Source organism: Allosphingosinicella sp. (genome assembly GCF_036570505.1).
In the GTDB taxonomy this organism is placed as follows: domain Bacteria; phylum Pseudomonadota; class Alphaproteobacteria; order Sphingomonadales; family Sphingomonadaceae; genus Allosphingosinicella.
This window is the reverse complement of sequence record NZ_DATCYB010000064.1, coordinates 61,017-83,680: the sequence shown is the minus strand read 5'-3', so window position 1 is coordinate 83,680 and position 22,664 is coordinate 61,017. Positions and strand designations below refer to the sequence as shown.

The following is a 22,664-nucleotide window of genomic DNA, read 5'->3' as shown; positions in this document are numbered from 1 at the left end:
CACAGAGGGAGGGGTTATGGGTTACCTGAAGGCTTCCGCGATTTCGCTCGCTTCGACCTGCCTGGCGCTCGGCGCCGCATCGGCCCAGGCTCCCGCCGAGCCCGTTCGCTATTCGGCCGAAGCCTTTTACGACACGACCAGCTTCGTCATGGCCTCGCCCGCCGGTTACGGCTTTTCAGCGGACGGTCAGGCGATCCTGATCAGCAGCGACAACTCGGGCGTCTTCAACACCTATGCTCTGCCTGTGGCAGGCGGAACGCCCGTGGCGATCACGAACTCCCCCGACAACGCGACCTTCGCGGCGAGCTATTTCCCGAAGGACGACCGCGTGCTGTTCACCGCAGACAAGGGCGGGAACGAGCTCGACCATGTCTATGTCCGCGCCGCCGACGGCACCGTGCGGGACCTGACTCCGGGTGAAAAGGTGAAGGCGGACTTCATCGGCTGGAGCGCCGACGGCGAGACTTTCTGGGTGACGAGCAACGAGCGCAACCCGCAGATGTTCGACATCTACGCCTATGACACCGACGATTATGAGCGCCGCATCGTCTTCCAGAACGACGGTTACAATGTCGGCGGCATTTCGCGCGACGGGCGCTATGTCGCGCTGGTGAAGGAACGCACCAGCTCCGACAACGATCTCCATCTCGTCGACCTCAAGGCCGCTTCGCCCGAGCCGAAACACCTCACGCCGCATGAAGGCAATGTCAGCTACGGCGTCTACGATTTCACGCCCGACAGCCGCGCGCTGGTCTACGCGACCAACGAAGCCGGGGAATGGAACCAGGCCTGGCGCTACGACCTGGCGACCGGCGAGAAGAAGTCCGCGATCGAAGGGGACTGGGACGTGATGTACGTCTCCTTCTCGCCCTCGGGCCGCTACCGCGTGTCGGCGCTCAATAACGACGCCGCGACAGACCTCACCATCCAGGACCGCGAAGGCAAGGCCCTGACTCTGACCGGCATTCCCGATGGCGACATCGGCGGCGTCCGGTTCAATCGCGACGAGACGATGGTGGCATTCACCGTGGCCGCCGACACCTCGCCCGCCGACATCTTCGTCGCCGACCTCGCCACCGGAAAGGCGCGGCGGCTGACCACGGCGCTCAATCCAGATATCGACGAGAACCAGCTCGTCGAGGCGACGGTGGCGCGCTTCAAGAGCTATGACGGGCTGGAAGTGCCGGGCGTCCTCTACAAGCCGCGCGAGGCGAGCGCCTCGAATCCGGTGCCGGCCCTGGTCTGGGTGCATGGCGGCCCGGGCGGACAGAGCCGCCGGGGCTATAGCGCGACCATCCAGCATCTCGTGAACCACGGCTATGCCGTCTATGCGATCAACAACCGGGGTTCGTCGGGCTACGGCAAGACCTTCTTCCACCTCGACGACAAGAAGCACGGCGACGTCGACCTGAAGGACGTGGTCGCCTCCAAGGGCTATCTCCAGTCGCTGGACTGGGTGTCGGACGACGACATCGGCATCATCGGCGGCTCCTATGGCGGCTATATGGTCGCCGCCGCCCTCGCCTTCGAGCCGCAGGCGTTCGAGCTCGGCATCGACATTTTCGGCGTCACCAACTGGGTGCGGACGCTCGAATCGATCCCGCCCTGGTGGGCCGCGTTCCGCGAGGCGCTCTATGACGAAATGGGCGACCCCGCGACGGACGCCGAGCGGCACCGGGCGATCTCGCCGCTCTTCCACGCCAAGAACATCGTGAAGCCGCTGCTGGTCATCCAGGGCGCCAACGATCCGCGCGTGCTGAAGGTCGAGAGCGACGAGCTCGTGGCGGCGGTGAAAGCCAACGATGTGCCGGTCGAATATGTGGTTTTCCCCGACGAGGGCCACGGCTTCCTTAGGAAGCAGAACCGCATCGACGCGTCCGAAGCGTATCTGAAGTTCCTGAACGCGCAACTGAGATAGGCAAATGACCCCCCTGTCGCGACGCGATGGGGACGGCTCAGGCGTGCTTGAGATCGGCCTCATCCGTCCCTAGAGCGGCTTTGATGTCCAGCGCCTTCCCGCACCGCCATCTCCTCGGCATAGAGGGGCTTTCCGCAGACGATATCCGCTTTCTTCTCGACGAAGCGGAGCAGTGGGTGGAGTTCAACCGCCGCGCCCGAAAGCAGGACGGGCGGCTGATCGGGTTGACGCAGATCAACGCCTTTTTCGAGAACAGCACGCGAACGCTTTTCTCGTTCGAGATCGCGGGCAAGAGGCTGGGCGCGCAGGTCGCCAACTTCCACGTCGACTCGTCGAGCGTGAAGAAGGGCGAGAGCCTGACGGATACGGCACTGACCCTGAACGCGATGCAGCCAGACGTGCTGGTCATCCGCCACGAGGCAAATGGAGCGGCGGCCGAAGTCGCCGAGGTCATGGGCTGTCCCGTCATCAACGCCGGCGACGGCAGCGGCGAGCATCCGACCCAGGCCCTGCTCGACGCGCTTACGCTCCGGCGCCGTTTCGGGCGGATCGAGGGGCTGAAGATCGCGATCTGCGGCGATATCCGCCACAGCCGGGTGGCCGGATCGAACCTGCATTCGCTGCCCTTGCTGGGCGCCGAAGTCAGGATCGTGGGGCCGGAGGAGCTCCTGCCCCCCTCCCCGCCGCCCGGCTTCGCCTCCTTCACCGATTTCGAGGAAGGCATATCCGGCGCCGACGTCGTCATGACGCTCCGCATCCAGCGGGAACGGATGGAGGAGGCGCTGTCGGATTCGCTCGGCGATTATCACAGCCTTTATGGCCTCACGCGCGAACGTCTGGAGCGGCTGGCGCCGAACGCGGTCGTGATGCATCCGGGGCCGATGAACCGGGGCGTCGAGATCGACGGCGACGTGGCGGAAGACCCCGAACGGTCACTGATCCTCGACCAGGTGGAAATGGGAGTCGCCGTCCGCATGGCCTGCCTCGACGTCTTCACCCGGCCGGACCGCGGCGCCTAGAGAAAAAGGCGGCGGCCGTTGGCCCGACCGCCGCCCTCCCGAGGGAACTGCTATGCAGGAATCAGCCGTTGCGGGTGTAGCGCGAGGCCCAACGCACCGGCGCGTCGCCCGCCGTTTCGCGGACGAAGCAGGCACCGCCCTTGGCGCGGATTTCTCCGCAAAGACCGTTGGCGTCGCCGCGCGAGTCGAACCCGGACACCGACAGGCGGTGGAAGGTGCCGCGGCCCGGGATGGTGACCGTGGTGCTGAGCGGCACGCGCTCGGCGGTGGTCGGGAAGCGGTCGATCGCCATGACCCATGCGCGCTCGACATTCTCGGGCGTGCTGAAGGCGCCGATCTGGACGACGAAGCGGCTGGGCCGTGCGCCGAGCGCGACCCGCACTTCTTCCTGGCGCTCGGTCCGCCCCGCGATGCGCGGGGCCTTCCTGGCGGGCTCGAAGGCCGGAACGGAGGCCTGGATAACCGGCGCCGAAGCGCGAACGGACTCGGGCTCGGGCTCGACCAGCGCCTGCACGGCCTCGGCGAAACGGGTTTCCGGAGTCGCGACCGGCACAGGTGCGGACACGATGGTATTTTCGGGCGTCGGAGGAGCCGCGAAAGCGACTTCAACGGGGGCCGGCTCGATCGTCGGGGCCGGAGCCGGGCTTTCGACCACCGCCTCGGCGAAGCGGGTTTCCAGAACCTCGGGCGCCAGGGCGAGCCGGACCGGCTGGCCCGGATCCGCGACCGGCGTGACTCCGAGCAGCGCCGCGACTCGGGTCGAACCGGCATCCGGCTGGGCGAGCGCGGCCCATTGCTCCATGCGCTCGCCCAACTGGGCGGGCGAAATGTCTTGGGCGGCCGTGGTGCGCGCCTTCAGCCAATCGCCGGCAAGGGCATAGGCGAGCGCGAGATTCTGGCGAACGCGGGCGTCGGCGCCCGGGGCGCGCGCGGCGGGCTCGAGCATCGCGATGGCGCGCTCCGGCTGTCCGGCGAGAGCGTAGGCGAGGCCGATATCGCCGGGCTTCGCGGTTTCCGTAAGGCCATCGAGCTGAGCCGTCGCCTGATAGCTGTTGCCGAGGGCGATCTGCGTGAGCGCGAGGCTGAGTGCGGCGCGTTCGTTGCTGGGATTGAGAGTTAGTACATCCTTGAAGCTGGTGGCGGCCGAGCGAAAACGGCCGTTCTTCAGATAGAGATCGGCGAGGACCATCCGGTAGCCGACGTCGCGGGGCTCCAGCTCGACGGCCTGCTCGGTCAAGGTCAGCGCTTCCGACAACCTCCCCTGCCGCACGGCTTCCAATGCCTGGGCATGAAGCTCGGCTGCCTGCACTACGGTTTGCGGCGCCTTGGAGGAGAAAGAGGACGGACGCGACATTTCGGGCGACGGCGTGCAACCCACCATGGTGACGCCGAGCACCAGCGTCGAGGCCGCCAGCTTTACAGCTACATTGTTGTTCATGATGACAACTCCGCTTTTCAGCTGCGCTTGCCGAGCTTGGCAGGCACCTTGCCCGCCAACACGTCGAGCTCGGGCAGCGCATCGAGAAACTCGTCGAGAGCTTCGCTGACGATCTGCTGCGCCGAGCGATGGGTGACCGCGCAGGCGAGCCGCAATTTCAGATGACGCTCCGCATCGAGGCGGAGGGTGAAGGCCGCCTTACCCCTGGCGCCCGGCTGCTGGCGCTGACGGGCCGGCAGTGTGACGACATCGGCCGCCTTTCCGGCTTTCGGCTTCTTGAGCGGGACCTGGACCTCTTCATCTTCCGTGGCGAAGTTGGCCTCGATCGCGCGCTGCTGCTCGACGACGGACGGCGGCGCGAATTCCTCTTCCTGTTCCTGAGGGGCGCTTTCCGGCTCCTCGCCGAACTTGGGCGCCGGCGTCAGCGCCGAGATCTTGCTCGGCACGCGCTCAGGAATATCGTGCTCAAAATCCGGATAGGGCTCTGCCGGAGCCGGCGCATAGCCCATGTCGTTCCAGCCGAGGTCCTCGGTGCCGACGCCGATCTGGCCGAAGCCCTGCGGGCGCATGGCCGGCTTGGCCGCGCCCTTGCGGGCGAGCAGGCCGGACGACAGCGAGGCGAAGGGTTTGGGCTCGCTCATCAACCGCCCCCCCACCTTACTGGCCCACCACGCGGCGGCCGAAGCCGCTGGCCGCGGGGCGGGGAACGGCGTGCGGCGAAAGGCCGCCCGGGGCGGAGAAGATCGTGCGGCGGAAATTCTTTTCGAGCCGGTCGGCGACATAATCCCACAGCTCGGCCACTTCGGCGGCCGACTTGCCCTTGGGATCGACCTCCATCACTGTGCGGCCGTCGATCATCGAAGCGGCGAAATCGGTGCGGTGGTGGAGCGTGATCGGCGCGACGGTGCCATGCTGCGACAAAGCGACCGCGGCTTCGTAGGTGATCTTGGCCTTGGGCGTGGCGCCGTTGACGACGAAGATAAGCGGCTTGCCGGCACGTTCGCAAAGGTCGACGGTGGCGCCGACGGCGCGCAGGTCGTGCGGGCTCGGCCGCGTCGGAATGACGACCAGCTCGGCCACCTGGATGACGCTTTGAATGGCCATGGTGATCGCCGGCGGCGTGTCGATGACGGCGAGGCGGAAACCCTGCTGCCGCAGCACCTCCAGATCGGCGCCGAGGCGCGCGACGGTGGTCTGGGCGAAAGCGGGCATTTCCGATTCGCGCTCGTTCCACCAGTCGGCCAGCGAACCCTGAGGGTCGATGTCGATCAGGCAGACCGGTCCATAGCCGGCAAGCTGGGCCTGCACGGCCAGATGGCCGGACAGCGTGGTCTTGCCCGAGCCACCTTTCTGAGACGACAATGCCAAGACGCGCATGATTTCCCCTCGGTTCGCGGACCTTCGGAGAGAGGATTGCGCCTCGGGCTGCTAAAATCTGGTTAACATCTGCGGGACGGAATGACGCCATGGCGCGCTCATAGCGAAGTCGCTGACTTTAATGTAAAGAACGTCTTAAGGATAAGCCGCTAGGCCGCCGCCTCGGCTTTCATGCCTTGGGGGAGGTTATCAGATGCACCATCGTCGGCACATTCTCATTGCCGCGGCCGCGGCATGGCTCGGCGCGACGCCGGCCGCCGCCGACGTCAAGGCCGGCGTCGATGCCTGGAACGCCGGCAACTACAGTGCCGCCATCGCCGAATGGCGGCCGCTCGCCGACAAGGGCGATGCCGACGCGCAGTTCAACATGGGCCAGGCCTACCGATTCGGCAAAGGCGTGCCCAAGGACCTCAGGATCACGCAAAGCTGGTACGAGAAAGCGGCGCAGCAGGGCCATGAAAAGGCCCAGGCGAACCTCGGCATACTCCTGTTCGACACCGGCAAGCGGACGGAAGCCATGTCGTGGATCAGGAAAGCCGCCGATCGCGGCGATCCGCGAGCGCAATATGTGCTGGGCACCGCCCTGTTCAACGGCGACCTCGCCGCCAAGGACTGGCCACACGCCTATGCCTTGATGACGCGCGCCGCCGCGGCCGGCCTGCCGCCGGCCGCCGACAGCCTCGCGCAGATGGACAAATATATGCCCGCAACCGACCGCCAGAAGGGTGTTGCCCTCGCGCGGCAGATGGAAAAGGGCTCCGCCGTGGCGAGCGTGACGAAGGCGCCTCCGCCGAAGCCGGCGCGCGTGGCCGGAACCGGGTCGGCCCAGGCCAAACCTTCAGCGCCCAAGCCTGTCGCGCCCAAGCCCGCTCCCCCTGCCGCCACGGGCCGCTGGCGCGTTCAGCTCGGCGCCTACAGCAGCCCCCAGTCGGCGCGAGAGCAATGGACCGCCGCCAGCGCAAAGATTGCGGCCTTGAAAGGCCTCCAGCCCAGCTACGAATCCGCCGGCAAGCTCACGCGCCTTCGTGTCGGGCCGCTCGCCGACAAGGCCGCGGCGGAGCGGGTCTGCGCCGCCGCCAAGGCGGCGGGGCAAGGCTGCTTCACCGTCGCGCCCTAGGTTCGCGCCTTAACGAATTTTTCGTTCCCCTCTCCTAGCCTCTTTCCGGGGATGCGTATTCGCTCGGGGGAAGGCAGATGGGGGCAAGGCGGCAATATGTCGGCGCTTCGGCGATGGCCTCGCGATGGCGGCGCCGGCGGATGTGCGTTCTGATCGCCGAACTGCCAATGCCGGCGGCGCTTCGCGAGGTTTCCGCAACCGGCGCCGTCCTTGAAACCAACGCCCGGCCGCCACTCGGCGCCGACGTGGAACTTCACCATCCCGAGGCGGGAGCCATAGCCGGCACCGTCCAATCCCTCGCCGACGACGGCATCGCCATCGGATTCGACTGCGGCGAGCATTCGGTCGCCTTCGCGCTGGCCGCCATCACCGCCGACATGAGCCAGCCGGCGGCCTAATTCGCTTCCCACTCGCTCCGGGCATAGCCCTGGGCGAACAGCAGTGCGCCCACGTCGCCATGCTCGATCCGCGCGTCCGCGGCAGCGGCGACCTTAGGCTTGGCATGATAGGCAACGCCGAGACCGGCCGCCTTAAGCATGGGGATGTCGTTGGCGCCGTCGCCTATGGCGAGGCTCTCGCCGAGCTCGATCGCGCGCGCTTCGGCGGCATCGATCAGCGCCTGCAGCTTCCCCTCTGCTCCGACGATCGGTTCGCCCACGGTGCCGCTCAGCCGCCCCTCCTCGACGAGCAGCGTATTCGCGACGGCGCCGTCGAAGCCGATCGCGCCCGCCACCCGGTCCGCGAAGGCCGAAAAGCCGCCGGAGACGAGCAGGCAATAGGCACCCTCGCGACGCATGGTGCGGACCAGGGCCCGCGCGCCGGGCGTGATCCGCACCCGCTCGTCGTGACAGCGGTCGAGCACCGCCTCTTCCAGTCCCTTGAGAAGCGCGACCCGGTCGCGAAGCGCGGCGGTGAAATCGATCTCGCCGCGCATCGCCCGTTCGGTGATCTCCGCGACTTCGGCCTTGCGCCCCGCATAATCGGCGAGTTCGTCGATGCACTCTACGGTGATCATCGTCGAATCCATGTCGGCGACCAGCAGCCGCTTGCGGCGACCCGCCTCGCCTTGAACGACGAGGTCGGCTCCTGAGATCATCCCTTCCAAGGCATCGCGGGCGATCGTCGGGTCGGCCGAAAAGAGGATGTCGCAGGCCTTGTCCTCTTCGATCCAGCTGCGGCCCATCGGCTCGATGCCCCGCTCGCGCAGGGCATCCTCGGCGAGCGAAATATCGCCGCTCGAAATCCGCCTGGCTGCTATCAGGGTGGCGATGAACATGGATTCCCTTCCAAAACCGAGGCTGGCGCTTATCGCGGGAGCGACGGCGAGCGGCAAGTCGGCTCTGACCTTGTCGCTGGCCGAGCGGCGCGAGGGCGTCGTCATCAACGCCGACAGCGCCCAGGTCTATCGCGATCTTCGGATCGTCACCGCCCGGCCTTCGCGGGAAGAGGAAGACCGCGCGCCCCACCGCCTCTATGGCTATCGCGACGGTGCCGAGCCCTGCTCGGCGGCCGCCTGGGCCGCCGACGCGAAGGCGGCAATATGCGAGGCTCACGGCGCGGGCCAGCTGCCTATCCTGGTCGGCGGGACCGGCCTGTACGTCAGGACCCTTCTGGATGGCATCGCCCCCATTCCGCCGATCGACCCCGACATTCGCGCGACTGTCCGCGGACTTCCGGTTGCGGAGGCTCATGAGGCGCTAAGGACCGAAGATCAGGCGGCGGCGGCGCGGCTTCGGCCGAGCGATACCAGCCGGGTCGCACGCGCCCTAGAGGTGGTGCGATCGACCGGCCGGCAGCTCGGTGAGTGGCAGGCGGAGAAGGTCGGCGGGATCGCGTGCGACATGCAGCTCGTACCGCTGGTCCTCTTACCGCCGCGCAACTGGCTCTACGCGCGCTGCGACCGGCGCTTCGAGACAATGATGAGCGAGGAGGGATTGTCGGAGGTCCGCGCGCTGCTGGCGCGGGGATTGGACCCCGCCCTTCCGGTCATGCGCGCCATCGGCGTGTCCGAAATCTCGGCCTTCCTTTCGGGCGAGCTCAGCCGGGAAGCCGCGCTGCAAGCAGGCCGAACTGCGACCCGGCAATATGCCAAGCGGCAATATACCTGGTTCTCGCGGCAGCCGCCGGCGGACTGGCCCCGCTTTGGCGAGCCCCTCGATTGCGAGGGCATGGCAAATGCTCTAGCGCGGCTCGAAGGGCAGATGGAAAGCTGATGCGCGTCTATTTCGAGGCCGATGCCGACCCGGGGCTGATCCGGACCAGGAAGATCGCCATCCTGGGCTATGGCAATCAGGGCCGGCCGCAGGCGCTGAACCTGCGCGACAGCGGAGTCGAGGAGCTTCGGATCGCCCTCCGCCCCGGCTCCGCCGGCGCCGAACGCGCCCGTGCCGACGGATTTGACGTCATGACGCCGGATGCGGCCGCCGGCTGGGCCGACGTCGTCGTCATGCTCTTCCCCGACGAGGAGCAGGCCCGGGTCTATCGTGAGGAACTGGCGCCGAACCTTCGCCCAGGCGCCGCCCTCGCCTTCGCCCACGGGCTCGCCATCCGCTTCGCGCTCATCGAACCCCGGCCGGACCTCGACGTCTTCCTGGTCGCGCCCAAGGGGCCTGGCACGGCGCTTCGCGAGGAATATCTGAAGGACGGTGGGCTCATCTCCCTTTTCGCCGTCCATAAGGACTCGACCGGTTCGGCCCGCGCCCTCGCCCTCTCCTATGCGGCGGCGCTGGGCAGCGGCCGGGTCGGCACGCTGGAGACCAGCTTCGCCGAGGAATGCGAGGCCGACCTGTTCAATGAGCAGGCCGTCCTCTGGGGCGCGATCCCTGAGCTGATTCACGCCGGCTTCGATACGCTCGTGGAAGCTGGCTTCTCGCCCGAAGTCGCCTATCTCGAATGCCTCACAGAGGTGAAGCTGATCGCCGATCTCATCCACGCGCGCGGCATCGCCGACATGCGCGAAGCCATCTCCAACACCGCCGAGTTCGGCGCGCTCAAGGGCGGAGACCGCATCATCACCGCCGACACCCGCACCGAAATGCGGCGTATCCTGCGCGAGGTCAGAAACGGGAGCTTCGTCAAGGATTTGATCGCCGATGCTGAGGCCGGATATCCGCTTCTGAAAGCGTCGCGAGCCGTGGCGGCGGCGCATCCCATAGAGGCGGCGCGGGCGCGACTGCGCGACCTGACGAAACAGCCATGATCTTCGCCCGCACCGACCGCCTGATCCTGCGCAAGGCGCGGGAGGAAGATGTCGAGCCGCTCCTGCTGAGCTGGTCCGATCCGGACATGACCCGGTATACGGGCCTGCGGCCCAACATCCGGCAATTCCTCGCCGGGATGATCGCCGACATGCAACGGAAGAACCCGGGCGACACTGAACCCGGCGGTCCCTGGTACCAATATGTCGTCGAGCGCGCGGCGGATGGCGTTCTGGTGGGCGACGTCGGCGTCGGCTTCGGGGTTCCAGGCGAACGCCAGGTCGAGCTCGGCTACCGCATCCTGCCCGCTCATCATCGCAAGGGCTATGCACGCGAGGCCGTCGGCGCGATCCTCGACCATCTCGTCGCGGACCACGGCATCCACCGCTTCGTGGCCGTCGCCGCCACGGCCAATGACGCCTCGACCGCCCTGCTTCGCTCCCTCGGCTTTCGCAAGGAAGGGCATTTTCGCGAGAGCTTCCTGTGCCATGGCGAATGGCTCGACGACGATTATTCTGCGCTGCTCGCCAGCGAATGGACGGAACGGCGGCGGGCCTAGCGCGGCGAAATCGTCCAGAGATAAATGTTGGCCCGCTCGGTTGTAACCGTCCGCTCGGGCTTCCAATCGCCCATGTCGTGCCAGTAGCTGACGACCCGCGTTCCCGGCCTCAATTGGCGGAGCAATATCGGTCGCAGCTTCAGATTGACGTCCGCCGAGAGGAACAGCGTCACCACCGTCGCATCGCTGAAATCCGCTTCGAACAGGTCCTCGTTGCGGAAGCTGACCCGATCGGTGACGCCGGCCTCGCGCGCATTCGCCTCCGCCTCGGTGATGCGCTTGGGATCGATATCGATCCCCACGCCACGCGCGCCGAAGACCTCGGCGGCCATGATCGGTATCCGCCCATCGCCGGAGCCGAGATCGTAGACCACATCCTCAGGGCCCACCTCGGCAAGCTCCAGCATATCCCGAACCACCGGCTTAGGGCTAGGCTCGTAACGGACGTCAGGCTCGCGAGGCGTCGTAACGGCCAGGCTGCCCTGCGACGCGCCCTCCGGAGAGGCCGGAGCGCAGCTGGCGAGCGCCGCCAACAACAGGGTCAGAAGGGTCTTCACCGCTATTTCCTCCCGAACAGCTTCTCGATGTCACCATGCCCCAGCTTCACCCAGGTCGGACGGCCGTGGTTGCACTGGCCGGAGTGGGGCGTGACTTCCATCTCGCGCAGCAGGGCGTTCATTTCGGCGACCGACAGCAGACGCCCCGCCCTCACCGAGCCGTGACAAGCCATGGTGGCGGCGACATGATCGAGGCGTTCCTTAAGGGAGAGCGCTTCGTCATAGGCGGCGAGCTCGTCGGCGAGGTCGGTGACGAGGCCCTTGATGTCGCCTTGGCCGAGTAAGGCTGGCGTGGCGCGGACCAGGATGGCGCGGGGCCCGAACCGCTCCAGCTCCAGGCCCATTTTGGCGAGCTCCGGCGCGCGCGATTCGAGACGGTCGCAGGCGGGCTCGTCGAGCTCCACGACCTCGGGGAGGAGCAGCGCCTGGGCGGCGACGCCGCCATTCGTCATTGCCTTACGCATCCGCTCCAGAACGAGGCGTTCGTGGGCGGCATGCTGATCGACGAGGACGAGCCCGTCTTCGGCTTCGGCGACGATATAGGTGGCGGCGACCTGGCCGCGGGCGACGCCCAGCGGGAAGGTGCGCGCCTGGGGCGGGGCCTCGACGGCCGGCTCGGCGCGGGCATGGAGCGGCGCGGCATAATCCTGGTGGCGATCCCACACATTCGTCTGGCCGGGCGTCGCCATCGGAAAGCTTGGGCTCCGCATCGGCTGCGCGGACTCCTGACGCCAATTGCCGAGCGCCGCCGCGGAGGGACGCTGAGCACTGCGGTGGCCGGCCGAGTCCAAAGCGTGGCGGAGGCCACCGATGATGAGGCCGCGGATGTTGCCGGGGTCGCGGAATCGGACCTCAGTCTTGGCCGGGTGGACGTTGACGTCGACCTCCTCGCCGGAAAGATCGATGAACAAGGCGACGATCGGATGCCGGTCGCGGGCGAGCAGGTCCTGATAGGCGGCGCGGACAGCGCCGATCAACAGGCGGTCCTTCACCGGGCGGCCGTTGACGAACAGATATTGATGGTCGGCGATGCCGCGGTTGAAGGTGGGAAGGCCGGCCACGCCGCCCAATCGCGCGACGCCCCGCTCATAGTCGATGGCGACGCTGTTGTCGGCTAGGCCGCGATCGGTGAGGGCTGCCACGCGGGCGGGACGATCCTCGCCCGGCTGGACCGACAGGCCGCGGCGCCCGTCATGGTCGAGGCTGAAGCCGATATCCGGACGCGCCATGGCGAGCCGCTTCACCACGTCGACCGAGGCGCCGTATTCCGACCGTGTCGAGCGGAGGAACTTGCGGCGCGCCGGCACCCTCGCGAACAACTCCTCGACGGTGATTCGCGTGCCGGGCGGGAGCGCTGCCGGCCCCTCCCCCGCCGGCTTTCCATTGTCGATCGTGCGCGACCAGCCGTCCTCTCCCCGCACCCGGCTTTCGATCCTGAGTCGGGCGACGCTGGCGATGGACGGCAACGCCTCTCCCCGGAAGCCCAGGGTCGTGACCGTCTCGATCGCGTCGCCGGGCAATTTGGAGGTGGCGTGGCGTTCGAGCGCCAAGGCCATGTCGGCGGGGCTCATGCCGCAGCCGTCATCGCTGACCTCGACCCGGTCCGTGCCCCCGCCCGATAGCGAGATCGCGATCCGCGTCGCGCCGGCGTCGATCGCGTTTTCCACCAATTCTTTCAACGCACTGGCCGGTCTTTCGACCACTTCACCGGCGGCGATGCGGTTGACGAGATGTTCAGGAAGACGGCGTATTGACATGGACAAGGCTCTAGACCAATCGGCGCGCTCCCGCGAGGCGTTAACTGTTTTGTGGACGCGGCGCGCGGGGGCACCCTATAGAGGCGATACTGGCGGAACCGGCCTCGGCCCGGCGCCGCGATTCCGAGGAAGCGAGACCCTGCCACTATGTCATTTTTCCGTTTTCTGAAGTTCCCGTCCCACGACATGGCGATCGACCTCGGGACGGCGAACACCGTCGTCTATGTGCGCGGTCGAGGCGTGGTCCTGAACGAGCCGTCGGTGGTGGCGATCGAGACGATCAACGGCGTCAAGCGTGTCAAGGCCGTGGGCGACGACGCCAAGCTGATGATGGGCAAGACTCCCGATCAGATCGAGGCGATTCGCCCCTTACGCGACGGCGTCATCGCCGACATCGACGTCGCCGAGCAGATGATCAAGCATTTCATCCAGAAGGTTCATGGCAAGCGCCGCTTCCCGCGCTGGCCGGAGATCGTGATCTGCGTCCCGTCGGGCTCGACGTCGGTCGAGCGCCGTGCGATTCGCGACGCCGCCTCCAACGCCGGCGCGTCGCAGGTGTGGCTGATCGAGGAGCCGATGGCGGCCGCGATCGGCGCCGACATGCCGGTGACCGAGCCGATCGGATCGATGGTCGTTGACATCGGCGGCGGCACGACGGAAGTCGCCGTGCTCTCTCTCCGCGGCCTAGCCTACACTACGTCGGTGCGCGTCGGCGGCGACAAGATGGACGAGGCCATTTCCTCCTATGTCCGCCGCAACCACAATTTGCTCATAGGCGAAGCGACGGCCGAGCGCATCAAGCAGCAGGTCGGCATCGCCAAGCCACCGGCGGACGGGGACGGCCTTACCGTTCATATCAAGGGCCGCGACCTGGTGAACGGCGTTCCCAAGGAAATCACGATCAATCAGCGCCAGATCGCCGAAGCGCTTTCGGAGCCGGTCGGCACGATCGTCGAGGGCGTCCGCATCGCGCTCGAGAATACCGCGCCGGAGCTGGCCGCCGACATCGTCGACCAGGGCATCGTCCTCACCGGCGGCGGCGCGCTGTTGCAGGGTCTCGACGAAGTGCTGCGCGACGAGACCGGCCTCCCCGTCACCGTCGCCGACGATCCGTTGACCTGCGTCGCGCTGGGGACTGGCCGGGCGCTGGAAGAGGAAATCTTCCGCGGCGTCCTCACGACGGCCTAGTCGGGGCGGGACGCGACCATGGCGCCGCCATCGACCCGGCGCCCCGGATTTTCCCGCAGGGCGCAATATGGACTGTTCATCGGCTATGTCGTGGCCGTCGGCGGAGTCCTGTTCGCCGTTCTGCTGCTGATCGTCGCCATCCTCGACCCAAAGGGCTTCAATGTGCTCCGCGGGGCCGCGCTCGACGCGACTCTCCCGATCAGCTCCGCCGGCCGGAGCGTCATCCGCGGCGTCACCAACAGCGGCGATATGGTCAGCAATTATTTCCTGGCCGCGTCGCAGAATGACGACCTGAAGCGGGAGCTCGAGGCCGCTCACAACCAAATCGTGGAAGCGCGGGCGATCGAGCTCGAGAACCAGCGGCTGAAGCGGCTCTTGAAGCTCACGCAGGACCTGACCGACGAGGTGACCACGAGCCGCATCGTTTCCTCATCGTTCGAATCTAGCCGGCGCTTGGCGACGCTCGCTGCCGGCCGAGGCGACGGCGTCCAGATCGGCTATCCGGTCCGGGCGCCCGAAGGACTAGTCGGCCGAATCGTCGAAACCGGCCAGTTCGCCTCGCGCGTCCTCCTCCTCACCGATGGAGCGAGCAACGTTCCGGTCCAGCTGGCAAGGGACGGCACGCCGGCGATGGCGACCGGCCGCGGCGACGGGACGATCGAGGTGAAGCCGCTCGAGCTGGGCGAGAATCCCTTCAAGCGGGGCGACATCTTCGTGACTTCGGGCACCGGCGGCATCTATGCACCCAACATCCCGGTCGCCATGGTCGTCACCGCCGACCGCGACAGGACCATCGCCCGTCCGCTCGCCGATCCCGCACGCATCGATTTCGCGGTGGTGCAGACTCTTTACGAGCCGGCGGCCGGAGAACCGCTGACCCCGGCCCGCTCCGTGCCGGCGAGCGCGTCGCGATGAGCCGGATAGCGCTCACCCAAGGCGATGTCCGCATGGCGGGCTGGCGGCGGCGCTATGTTCCGATCGCCTCGACCATCGCCGCCTGCCTGCTGACCGTGCTGCCAATCGTGGTGACCTCGCCGATCCTGCCCGATTTCGCCTTCCTGACCCTGGTGGCATGGCGGCTGCTGAGGCCCGAAATGTGGTCGGCGACGACGGCGCTCCCGCTCGGACTGCTCAATGATCTCCTGGCGGGCCATCCGATCGGTCAGTCGATGGCGCTGTGGACGATTACCTTCCTCGCGTTCGACCTGCTCGACAGCCGCGTCCTCTTCCGCGACTATTGGATGGACTGGTTCTTCGCCGCGCTGGCGATCCTCTTCTATGTGTGGAGCGGCTGGCTGATCGGCCAGCTGATGGGAAGCAGCGTTGCCTTCGCCGTAATGGCGCCGCAGCTCGGCGCGTCGGTCCTTGCCTTTCCGCTGGTCGCCCGGATCGTCCTCGGTCTCGACAGATGGCGACTGTCGCGATGAATCGGCGCGTTCCCCTCGTCACTGAGAACAGCCAGACCTACACCTTTACCCGGCGCGCGCTGGTGCTGGGCGGGCTGCAGGGCGGAATCGCGGCTCTCCTCGCCGGCCGCATGGCCTGGCTCTCCATCGCCGAGAATGAGCGTTACAAGTTGCTGTCGGAGAGCAATCGGTTCCAGATGGTGCTGATCCCGCCGAGGCGCGGATGGATCGTGGACCGCGCGGGTCAGCCGATCGCCATCAACCGCAGCGACTATCGGGTCGACCTGATCCCCGACCAGCTCGAGCAGCCGGACTGGATCATCGCTCAGCTCACCAAGCTCCTCCAGCTCCCGCCCGAGGAAATCCAGCGTATCCGCACGGATCTGGACCGTGCCGCCGGCTATCAGCCGGTGCCCGTGGCCGAAAATCTGAGCTTCGATAAATATGCAGCCGTCACTCTCCGCCTGCCCGAGCTGCCGGGCGTGTCACCGACGCGAGGGTTCAGCCGCTTCTATCCGGACGGCGCCGCGGTCGGCCAGCTGGTCGGCTATGTCGGCATCGCCAACAAGGAGGAATATGAGAAGGAAAAGAATACCCTCCTCATCACTCCTGGTTTCAAGATCGGCAAAGATGGTCTTGAAAAGACGATGGAACATCGCCTGCGCGGCATGCCGGGCGCCAAGCGGCTCGAGGTAACGGCGCGCGGCAAGCTGGTGCGCGAGCTTTCGACCGTTTCCGACAAGCCCGGCGCGACCCTGCCGCTGGCGATCGACGCCGGACTCCAGACCTTCGCCGCGCGGCGCCTCGGCGACGAATCCGGCTCCGTCATCGTCATGGACTGTCACACCGGCGACATCCTGTGCATGGCGTCGATGCCCTCCTTCGACCCAAACAGCTTCTCCGACGGCATCAGCCATAACGAATGGAACATGCTGTCGAAGGACGAACGCCGGCCGCTGGTCAACAAGGCGCTGAGCTCGCTCTACCCGCCGGGATCGACGGTGAAGCCGATGGCGGCCATGGCCCTGCTGGGCGCCGGCATCGATCCGGAGGAACGGGTCTATTGCGGCGGCGGATACCAGCTCGGCAACCGCTTCTTCCGCTGCCTCGGCCGGCACGGGTCGATGACGATGCACACCGCCATAGCCCGGAGCTGCAACACCTATTTCTACTCGATGGGGAACCGCATCGGCTACGACGCGATCGCGGTCATGGCCCGCCGTCTCGGCCTCGGCGAGGAATATCCCCTCCCCGTCGTCTCCCAGAGCTATGGCACCGTCCCCGACAGCGCCTGGAAGCTGCGCAAGTACAAGCAGGAATGGACCCGGTCGGACACCCTCAACGCGGTGATCGGCCAGGGTTATGTGCTGGTCAATCCGCTCCAGCTCGCCGTGATGGCCGCGCGGATCGCCTCGGGCCGAAACGTCCAGCCGATCCTCGTCGGTGGACGCGAGAAGCCGGCTCAGCCCCTCGACATGCCGCCCGAACATTTCGAGAAGGTTCGCCACGGCATGTGGGAAGTGGTGAACGGCGCCGGCACGGCCGGGCGCAGCCGGCTACCGCTGGAGGGGATCCAGATGGGCGGCAAGACCGGCACCGCCCAGGTCCGCCGCATCAGCGCCGGCCAGCGCGGCCAGGGCGGCGACTGGAAGTACCGCGATCACGGCCTGTTCGTCTGCTTCGCGCCCACCGACAATCCGCGCTACGCCGCCTCGGTGGTGATCGAGCACGGCATGGGCGGATCGCGCGCCGCGGCGCCGGTCGCGAAGGACGTGCTGACCTGGCTGTTCGACAAGCAGAAGGCGATGGACGCCCTGACCGCGCTCGAGGAAGGCTGGGGCGGGAACATCGCCGAGCGGATGAAGCGTGACGAGCGCCGCTGGCTCGCCACCCAGGCCGCGAACAAGGCCGCCGGAGCCGGAGAAGGCGTGGCATGATCGGCAGCTCCCTCGTCCCGGCCCCGATCGCAGCGCTTCCCTGGAAGCTCATCTTCCTCGTCCTCGCCATCGGCCTGTTCGGGGGAATGACACTGTTTTCGGCGGCCGGCGGATCGCTCAGCCCGTGGGCGCTCAATCACTTCGTCCGCTTCGTCGCGCTGCTCGCCGTCGCGATAGTCCTTTCCTATTTCCAACCCCGAACCTTTCGCGACTGGGCCTATCCCGCCTACGGACTTATCATCGTCCTGCTGATCGTCGTCGAACTGATCGGCGTGGTGGGGGGCGGCGCCCAGAGCTGGCTTGATCTCGGCGTTTTCCAGCTGCAGCCCTCGGAATTGATGAAGCCTGTCATTGTGCTCATCCTGGCCGGCTTCTACGCAGGCCTGCCGACCGGCGAAATCCGCAAATGGAGCGCGATCTGGCCGCCGGCGCTGCTCACCATCGTCCCGAGCGTTATGATCCTGCTCCAGCCTGATCTCGGCACGACGTTGCTGCTGCTCTTCTCGGCGCTCACCGTCATGTTCCTCGCCGGGCTGCCGCTCAGGCTGTTCATCGGCGGCGGACTGGCGGTCGCGGCGATGATTCCCATCGTCTACACCTTCTTCATGATGCCGCATCAGCAGAAAAGGGTGCTGATCTTCCTCAACCCGGAGGACGATCCCCTGGGCGCCGGATATCACATCACTCAGTCGAAGATCGCAATCGGATCGGGCGGGCTTTTCGGCAAGGGGTATCTCAACGGCACGCAAAGCCACCTCCACTACCTTCCCGAGCAGCATACCGATTTCATCTTCCCGGCGATGGTGGAGGAATGGGGGCTGATGGGCGGCCTGTTCCTCATCTTGTGCTTTGCCCTCCTGTTCCGCTGGGGCATGACCGTCGCGCTCGAGAGCAAGGACCGGTTCGAGCGACTGGCCGCCGCCGGCCTCACCATGACCATCTTCTTCTATTTCGCGATCAACCTCCTGATGGTGATGGGCCTGGCGCCGGTGGTGGGCATCCCCCTCCCCCTCTTCTCCTACGGCGGCTCGGCGATGCTGACCGTCATGCTCTGCCTGGGCATGCTGATGTCGATCGACAGGAACAACCGGCGCGAGCGGCACCGCCTCTGATTTTGATGGCGGGCCGGAGCGGGCGCCCCTAAACCCCCGGTTCATCCACCTTGTCGCATTTGGGAAAGAAAGGATGGACTCGCGCCAAGCCAAGGGCTTAGGCGCTGGCAATCGCGTGCGGGACAAATGAAGAATCGATGGTGAAAATGGGTCGGGGGCTGTTGCTGGCCGCGCTCGGATCGGTGATCCTGAGCGCGCCGGTCCATGCGCAGCAGGCTGCGCCGCCGGCACCGGTGAGCAACAGCGTCGGTCCGCCCGCGCTTCGCGACTTCGAGCTTCAGCCGGACAATCAGATGAGGTCGACGGCCGAGCCGGGGCCTATCATCGCCCCACTAGCCCCGTCCGCACCCACGGGGGAAAGGCAGCGGCCGCCCGCGTCCGAACCCGTCGTTTCCATTGCGCCTCCGCCCGCGCCCATTCCCGCGCCGACGCGGGAGCAGGTAACCGCCCCGAGGCCTGAGAATGTGCAGGAGCGATCGGTCGCGCCATCCGCTCGGAGCGAGACTGCCCCTGTCTCGCCAGCGGACCCCCTGGTGCGGGCACCACTGGAGGCGCAGCCGCTGCCTCCAACTCCACAGGCGGAACCGCCGGCGGCGCAGCCGACGCTGAACGCCGGTGAGACTTCCAGCAACTGGTGGCTCTACCTGCTGTTCGCCGGCCTTGTCGTCGGCCTCGGTTTCGTGGTTTTGCGCCGGAAGGGACGAGCGGAGCCGGCGATGGCCGCGCCCGTCGCCACGCGTGCTCCCCGAGCGGCCGTTCCCACGGAGCCTGCGCCGGCGCCTGTCGCCGAACCGCGACCCTGGATCGACCTCCAATTCCGTCCGAGCGAGGCCGGCACGAACGACAGCCACGCCATGATCAAGTTCGAGCTGATGGTGCGCAATACCGGCGATGGCGAGGCGCGCGACGTGAAGATCGACGGCCGCATGTTCAACGCCGGCACGCAGCAGGATAGTGAGATCGGCGTCTTCTTCGCCGCCCCCGGCGCCGCGGGCATTCCGGCGCCACGGCCGATCGCGCCGCAAACTCAGATGCCTTATCGCGGCACGGTCCTTCTGCCCCGCGAACAGGTGCGCGAAGTAAGCGTGCAGGGCCGGCGGCTGTTCATCCCCATGGTAGCGTTCAACGTCCACTATCGCTGGGGCGAGACGCAGACGGGCCAGACCTCGGCTTCCTATCTGGTCGGGAGCGAAAGCGATCCGCCCGCCGAGAAGATGGGCGCATTCCGGCTGGACCTAGGACCACGCATCTACCGCAAGGTCGGGCAGCGCGAGCACCGGCTGAAACGGCGAATCTGAATTCTATTCCGCGCGTTCGCGGGCGGTATCGGCATCCGAGGTTTCGCCACGCCTGCGGCCGCTCGGCGATGGATTCTGCCCCCGTTCCTTCACATTGCCGGTGACGTCGGCCTTTTCCTCGCGACGCTTTTCGGGCGCCGGGCCCTGATTGACGGTCTTCTCGTGGCCGCGTCCGCTCTTGGTCGTTCCCATTGAGATTCTCCATCGCTATGCGGAGCCAACGAACCGGCAAGGCAAGCGTTGCGCAGGTCATCCGCTCTCGGCTAGGGGTTGCCGCATGTCCGATGAAAGCGAGCCCGCCTCAGGCGCGAAGCCTGACGAATCCAGCAAGAACAAGAAACGACTGACTACCGGCGTCGCCGTCGGCATTGGGTCGGCGGCGATCGTCGCCGCCCTGCTCTACGCCAACCGGTCCAAGAAGACCGACAAAGACGGTTCTAGATAGGCAGCATGCCGAAATAGGCGAGGACCGCGACCACCAGGATCAAGAGCGCGATCGCGGCGATGATCCCACCGCCGCCGCCGCGTTCGACTATGACGGTTTCCTTCTCTTTCACGCCCTCGACGGGCTCGCGTTCGTCCATGTCGGCCTCCACCAATGATAACAGGAGTGTAACGCCCCCTTCGAGGCGCCGTTCCCCTGTTGCCGATCAGGCGGCGCGGGCGACCGTGCTGGCCAGCCAGGCGCGGGCCTGGCGCTGCGCCTCGGCGATTTCGCGCGCGGTCATTTCATCGGCGATCTCGGCGCGGCATTGCTGGCCCTTGCGGTTGCCGTTCAGCGCCGCGAGGTTGAACCATTTGTGGGCTTCGATGAGATCGACCTCGACCCCGTTCGATCCGGTGGAATAAGCGACACCCAGTTCATACAGAGCGACCGCGTTTCCGCGGGCCGCTTCCGCGAGTCTGCTTTCCATCAGGAAGCTCGCGGACTTCAGGCTGTTCCCCATAACATGCCCCCTCTCGACTTATGTCGGAGGCGAGTGTCGGCCCATCAATGCAAAGAAATGGTTAACGACCCAGTGAGGGTTCTTCATCCTCTTTCGGCAGCACGCCGAGGTTATCGATCAGGCGAGTCCCGCCGAGGCGGGCGGCGGCGAGGAGGCGGGCGGGACGGGAGAGCGCCGACACGGGCTCCAGCGTGTCCGCGTCTCGCAGCTCGACATATTCGACGGGATCGAACCCGGCCGCGCCGAGCTTGCGGCGCGCGACGGCGATGGCTTCCTCAACAGGTTCGCCGTCCCGGATCGCCTGGGCCGCCTCGCCCAGCGCCCGCGGAAGAGCACGGGCGGCGATCCTTTCCTCGTCCGAGAGGTAGACGTTCCGCGAGGAGAGCGCGAGGCCGTCGGCGTCGCGCTGGGTGGGCACGCCCACCACCTCGACGGGCAAGTCGAGGTCTCGCGTCATGCGGCGGATGACGGCGAGCTGCTGATAATCCTTCTCGCCGAACAGGACGACGTCCGGCCGCACCTGGCTGAAGAGCTTGGCGACCACGGTCGCAACTCCGTCGAAATGGCCGGGACGCGACGCACCGCATAGGCCCTCGCTGACGCCGCTGACGGAGACGGTCGTGGCATAGCCCTCTGGATACATCGTGGCGGCGTCCGGAGCCCAAAGTATAGCGCAGCCCGCCTCCTCCAGCATCCGGGCGTCGCTCGCTTCGCGGCGAGGATAGCTGGAAAGGTCCTCGTTGGGGCCGAACTGGGCCGGATTGACGAAGACCGAGGCGACGACATGCGCCGCACGCCGTTTGGCCTCCGCCACCAATGCCATATGACCGGCGTGGAGCGCGCCCATCGTGGGGACGAGCGCGATCCTCCCGCCCTCGCGAAGTGTTGCCACGGCGCTTCTAAGCGCGTCTATTTCACGGATTAATTGCACGGCCTCATGGCCTCCGGTACAGGCTTGGCTTATTCATGACCGGGCGCTCTGTGGTGGAGCGCGGCGGTGATATCAAGAGGGGCTGACAGAAGACCATGGCCGGGGTGAAGCCGCATTTCATCGTGTTCGCCAACGAAAAGGGCGGGACGGGCAAATCGACGACGGCGGTACACAGCGCGGTTGCGCTCGCCGCCGCCGGGCGCCGGGTGGCGGCGATCGACCTCGACACACGGCAACGGACCTTGGGCCGCTACCTCGACAACCGCGCCGCCTCAATCGAGCGGCTGGGCACGCCCCTGCCGATGCCGACCTACGAGACATTCGACCCCGCCAAAGGGGAGACGCTGCACGACCAGATCGAACGGCTCGCGGCCGGCGCCGAGGTGATGGTCGTCGACACGCCCGGCCGCGACGATCCCCATGCGCGCGAGGCGATGCTGCGGGCCGACACGCTGGTGACCCCGATCAACGACAGCTTCGTGGATCTCGACCTCATCGGCGAGGTCGATGCCGAGACGTACAGGATCCGGCGGCCGAGCTTCTATGCGGAGCTGGTCTGGAGCAGCCGCACCCAGAAGGCCAAGACGACAGGGGCAAGCGTCGACTGGGTCGTGCTTCGCAACCGCCTTCAATATGTCGAAGCGAAGAATATGCGCCGTGTCGGCACCGCGCTCGACGAACTGTCGCGGCGGGTCGGCTTCCGCGTCATCCCGGGGCTCGGCGAGCGCGTCATCTATCGCGAACTTTTCCCCAAGGGCCTGACCCTGCTCGACCTCGGCCATCTCGGCAAGGTCGGACTCAGCCACATCGCCGCGCGCCAGGAACTGCGCGAGATGATCGCCGGCTTCGGCCTTCCGGACGAGGCGCGCGATGCGCCGCCGCTCAAGGCCGCCGCGGCCGGCTGAC

25 protein-coding genes are annotated in these 22,664 nt (G+C 66.9%); 15 read left to right on the top strand and 10 right to left on the bottom strand.

What is annotated here, in order from left to right; all coding sequences use genetic code 11:
• Positions 1-16: 16 nt before the first annotated feature.
• Positions 17-1,918 (top strand): S9 family peptidase, encoded by a 1,902-nt coding sequence (locus tag VIR62_RS08300; RefSeq protein ID WP_431870319.1) that lies wholly within the window; start codon positions 17-19, stop codon positions 1,916-1,918.
• Positions 1,919-2,001: 83 nt separating this feature from the next.
• Positions 2,002-2,937, top strand: coding sequence for an aspartate carbamoyltransferase catalytic subunit (locus VIR62_RS08295; RefSeq protein WP_431870317.1), 936 nt, complete (start codon positions 2,002-2,004; stop codon positions 2,935-2,937).
• 61 nt (positions 2,938-2,998) lie between these two features.
• Here VIR62_RS08295 and VIR62_RS08290 read toward each other — a convergent pair whose 3' ends face one another.
• Genes VIR62_RS08290 through VIR62_RS08280 form a run of 3 tightly spaced genes read right to left on the bottom strand, consistent with a single transcriptional unit; the run spans position 2,999 to position 5,752 of the window.
• Positions 2,999-4,375, bottom strand: coding sequence for a tetratricopeptide repeat protein (locus tag VIR62_RS08290; protein WP_431870315.1), 1,377 nt, complete (start codon positions 4,373-4,375; stop codon positions 2,999-3,001).
• 17 nt (positions 4,376-4,392) lie between these two features.
• The gene (locus VIR62_RS08285) at positions 4,393-5,016 is read right to left on the bottom strand and encodes a hypothetical protein (RefSeq protein WP_431870313.1); all 624 of its coding nucleotides are present in this window, start codon (positions 5,014-5,016) and stop codon (positions 4,393-4,395) included.
• A 16-nt stretch (positions 5,017-5,032) separates the two neighbouring features.
• Complete coding sequence (locus VIR62_RS08280; RefSeq protein ID WP_431870311.1) at positions 5,033-5,752, bottom strand: AAA family ATPase; 720 nt, start codon at positions 5,750-5,752, stop codon at positions 5,033-5,035.
• 193 nt (positions 5,753-5,945) lie between these two features.
• On the opposite strand from VIR62_RS08280, the gene VIR62_RS08275 reads away from it, so the two are divergent.
• Positions 5,946-6,869: an SPOR domain-containing protein gene (locus VIR62_RS08275; protein WP_431870309.1), complete on the top strand. Its 924-nt coding sequence runs from the start codon at positions 5,946-5,948 to the stop codon at positions 6,867-6,869.
• Positions 6,870-7,009: 140 nt separating this feature from the next.
• Positions 7,010-7,267: a hypothetical protein gene (locus tag VIR62_RS08270; RefSeq protein WP_431870307.1), complete on the top strand. Its 258-nt coding sequence runs from the start codon at positions 7,010-7,012 to the stop codon at positions 7,265-7,267.
• Here the strand turns inward: VIR62_RS08270 and serB are convergent.
• Positions 7,264-8,145: a phosphoserine phosphatase SerB gene (gene serB / locus VIR62_RS08265; RefSeq protein ID WP_431870305.1), complete on the bottom strand. Its 882-nt coding sequence runs from the start codon at positions 8,143-8,145 to the stop codon at positions 7,264-7,266. The genes VIR62_RS08270 and serB overlap by 4 nt on opposite strands.
• Here serB and miaA point away from each other — a divergent pair.
• Genes miaA through VIR62_RS08250 form a run of 3 tightly spaced genes read left to right on the top strand, consistent with a single transcriptional unit; the run spans position 8,144 to position 10,625 of the window.
• A complete protein-coding gene (gene miaA, locus VIR62_RS08260; RefSeq protein WP_431870304.1) occupies positions 8,144-9,082 on the top strand; it encodes a tRNA (adenosine(37)-N6)-dimethylallyltransferase MiaA in 939 nt (312 codons plus the stop codon). The two genes, serB and miaA, sit on opposite strands and share 2 nt — an antisense overlap.
• The gene (ilvC, locus tag VIR62_RS08255; RefSeq protein ID WP_431870302.1) at positions 9,082-10,068 is read left to right on the top strand and encodes a ketol-acid reductoisomerase; all 987 of its coding nucleotides are present in this window, start codon (positions 9,082-9,084) and stop codon (positions 10,066-10,068) included. The genes miaA and ilvC overlap by 1 nt, the downstream gene beginning before the upstream one ends.
• Positions 10,065-10,625, top strand: a complete 561-nt coding sequence (locus VIR62_RS08250) for a GNAT family N-acetyltransferase (protein WP_431870301.1) — start codon at positions 10,065-10,067, stop codon at positions 10,623-10,625. The genes ilvC and VIR62_RS08250 overlap by 4 nt, the downstream gene beginning before the upstream one ends.
• On the opposite strand, the gene VIR62_RS08245 is transcribed toward VIR62_RS08250, so the two are convergent.
• Both VIR62_RS08245 and mutL read right to left on the bottom strand, forming a co-directional pair.
• Positions 10,622-11,182, bottom strand: coding sequence for an SAM-dependent methyltransferase (locus tag VIR62_RS08245; RefSeq protein WP_431870299.1), 561 nt, complete (start codon positions 11,180-11,182; stop codon positions 10,622-10,624). The two genes, VIR62_RS08250 and VIR62_RS08245, sit on opposite strands and share 4 nt — an antisense overlap.
• A 2-nt stretch (positions 11,183-11,184) precedes the next feature.
• Positions 11,185-12,939: a DNA mismatch repair endonuclease MutL gene (gene mutL, locus VIR62_RS08240; RefSeq protein ID WP_431870297.1), complete on the bottom strand. Its 1,755-nt coding sequence runs from the start codon at positions 12,937-12,939 to the stop codon at positions 11,185-11,187.
• Positions 12,940-13,086: 147 nt separating this feature from the next.
• Here mutL and VIR62_RS08235 point away from each other — a divergent pair, with 147 nt between their 5' ends.
• From VIR62_RS08235 to VIR62_RS08210, 6 genes are all read left to right on the top strand, one after another.
• Positions 13,087-14,127, top strand: a complete 1,041-nt coding sequence (locus VIR62_RS08235) for a rod shape-determining protein (protein ID WP_431870294.1) — start codon at positions 13,087-13,089, stop codon at positions 14,125-14,127.
• Between the two features lie 18 nt (positions 14,128-14,145).
• Positions 14,146-15,042 carry a rod shape-determining protein MreC gene (mreC, locus tag VIR62_RS08230; protein ID WP_431870293.1) on the top strand — a complete coding sequence of 299 codons (897 nt, stop codon included), beginning with the start codon at positions 14,146-14,148 and terminating at the stop codon, positions 15,040-15,042.
• Positions 15,039-15,554, top strand: a complete 516-nt coding sequence (gene mreD, locus VIR62_RS08225) for a rod shape-determining protein MreD (RefSeq protein ID WP_431870291.1) — start codon at positions 15,039-15,041, stop codon at positions 15,552-15,554. Before mreC ends, mreD begins: the two co-directional genes overlap by 4 nt.
• Positions 15,551-17,470, top strand: a complete 1,920-nt coding sequence (mrdA, locus tag VIR62_RS08220) for a penicillin-binding protein 2 (protein WP_431870289.1) — start codon at positions 15,551-15,553, stop codon at positions 17,468-17,470. Before mreD ends, mrdA begins: the two co-directional genes overlap by 4 nt.
• The gene (rodA, locus tag VIR62_RS08215; RefSeq protein ID WP_431870288.1) at positions 17,467-18,582 is read left to right on the top strand and encodes a rod shape-determining protein RodA; all 1,116 of its coding nucleotides are present in this window, start codon (positions 17,467-17,469) and stop codon (positions 18,580-18,582) included. The genes mrdA and rodA overlap by 4 nt, the downstream gene beginning before the upstream one ends.
• 533 nt (positions 18,583-19,115) lie before the next feature.
• The gene (locus tag VIR62_RS08210) at positions 19,116-19,880 is read left to right on the top strand and encodes a hypothetical protein (RefSeq protein WP_431870287.1); all 765 of its coding nucleotides are present in this window, start codon (positions 19,116-19,118) and stop codon (positions 19,878-19,880) included.
• 3 nt (positions 19,881-19,883) lie between these two features.
• Here the strand turns inward: VIR62_RS08210 and VIR62_RS08205 are convergent, their stop codons facing one another.
• Positions 19,884-20,072 carry a hypothetical protein gene (locus tag VIR62_RS08205; RefSeq protein ID WP_431870285.1) on the bottom strand — a complete coding sequence of 63 codons (189 nt, stop codon included), beginning with the start codon at positions 20,070-20,072 and terminating at the stop codon, positions 19,884-19,886.
• 85 nt (positions 20,073-20,157) lie between these two features.
• Here VIR62_RS08205 and VIR62_RS08200 point away from each other — a divergent pair, with 85 nt between their 5' ends.
• Positions 20,158-20,325: a hypothetical protein gene (locus tag VIR62_RS08200; RefSeq protein WP_431870283.1), complete on the top strand. Its 168-nt coding sequence runs from the start codon at positions 20,158-20,160 to the stop codon at positions 20,323-20,325.
• On the opposite strand, the gene VIR62_RS08195 is transcribed toward VIR62_RS08200, so the two are convergent.
• The 3 genes from VIR62_RS08195 to panC all read right to left on the bottom strand — a co-directional run bounded on the left by VIR62_RS08195 (position 20,318) and on the right by panC (position 21,758).
• Positions 20,318-20,464 carry a hypothetical protein gene (locus tag VIR62_RS08195; protein ID WP_431870282.1) on the bottom strand — a complete coding sequence of 49 codons (147 nt, stop codon included), beginning with the start codon at positions 20,462-20,464 and terminating at the stop codon, positions 20,318-20,320. The genes VIR62_RS08200 and VIR62_RS08195 overlap by 8 nt on opposite strands.
• Positions 20,465-20,530: 66 nt before the next feature.
• Positions 20,531-20,827: an SEL1-like repeat protein gene (locus tag VIR62_RS08190; protein WP_431870281.1), complete on the bottom strand. Its 297-nt coding sequence runs from the start codon at positions 20,825-20,827 to the stop codon at positions 20,531-20,533.
• A 61-nt stretch (positions 20,828-20,888) separates the two neighbouring features.
• Complete coding sequence (gene panC / locus VIR62_RS08185; protein ID WP_431870279.1) at positions 20,889-21,758, bottom strand: pantoate--beta-alanine ligase; 870 nt, start codon at positions 21,756-21,758, stop codon at positions 20,889-20,891.
• A gap of 95 nt (positions 21,759-21,853) precedes the next feature.
• Here panC and VIR62_RS08180 point away from each other — a divergent pair, with 95 nt between their 5' ends.
• Positions 21,854-22,663: a division plane positioning ATPase MipZ gene (locus VIR62_RS08180; RefSeq protein WP_431870278.1), complete on the top strand. Its 810-nt coding sequence runs from the start codon at positions 21,854-21,856 to the stop codon at positions 22,661-22,663.
• Position 22,664 lies beyond the last annotated feature (1 nt).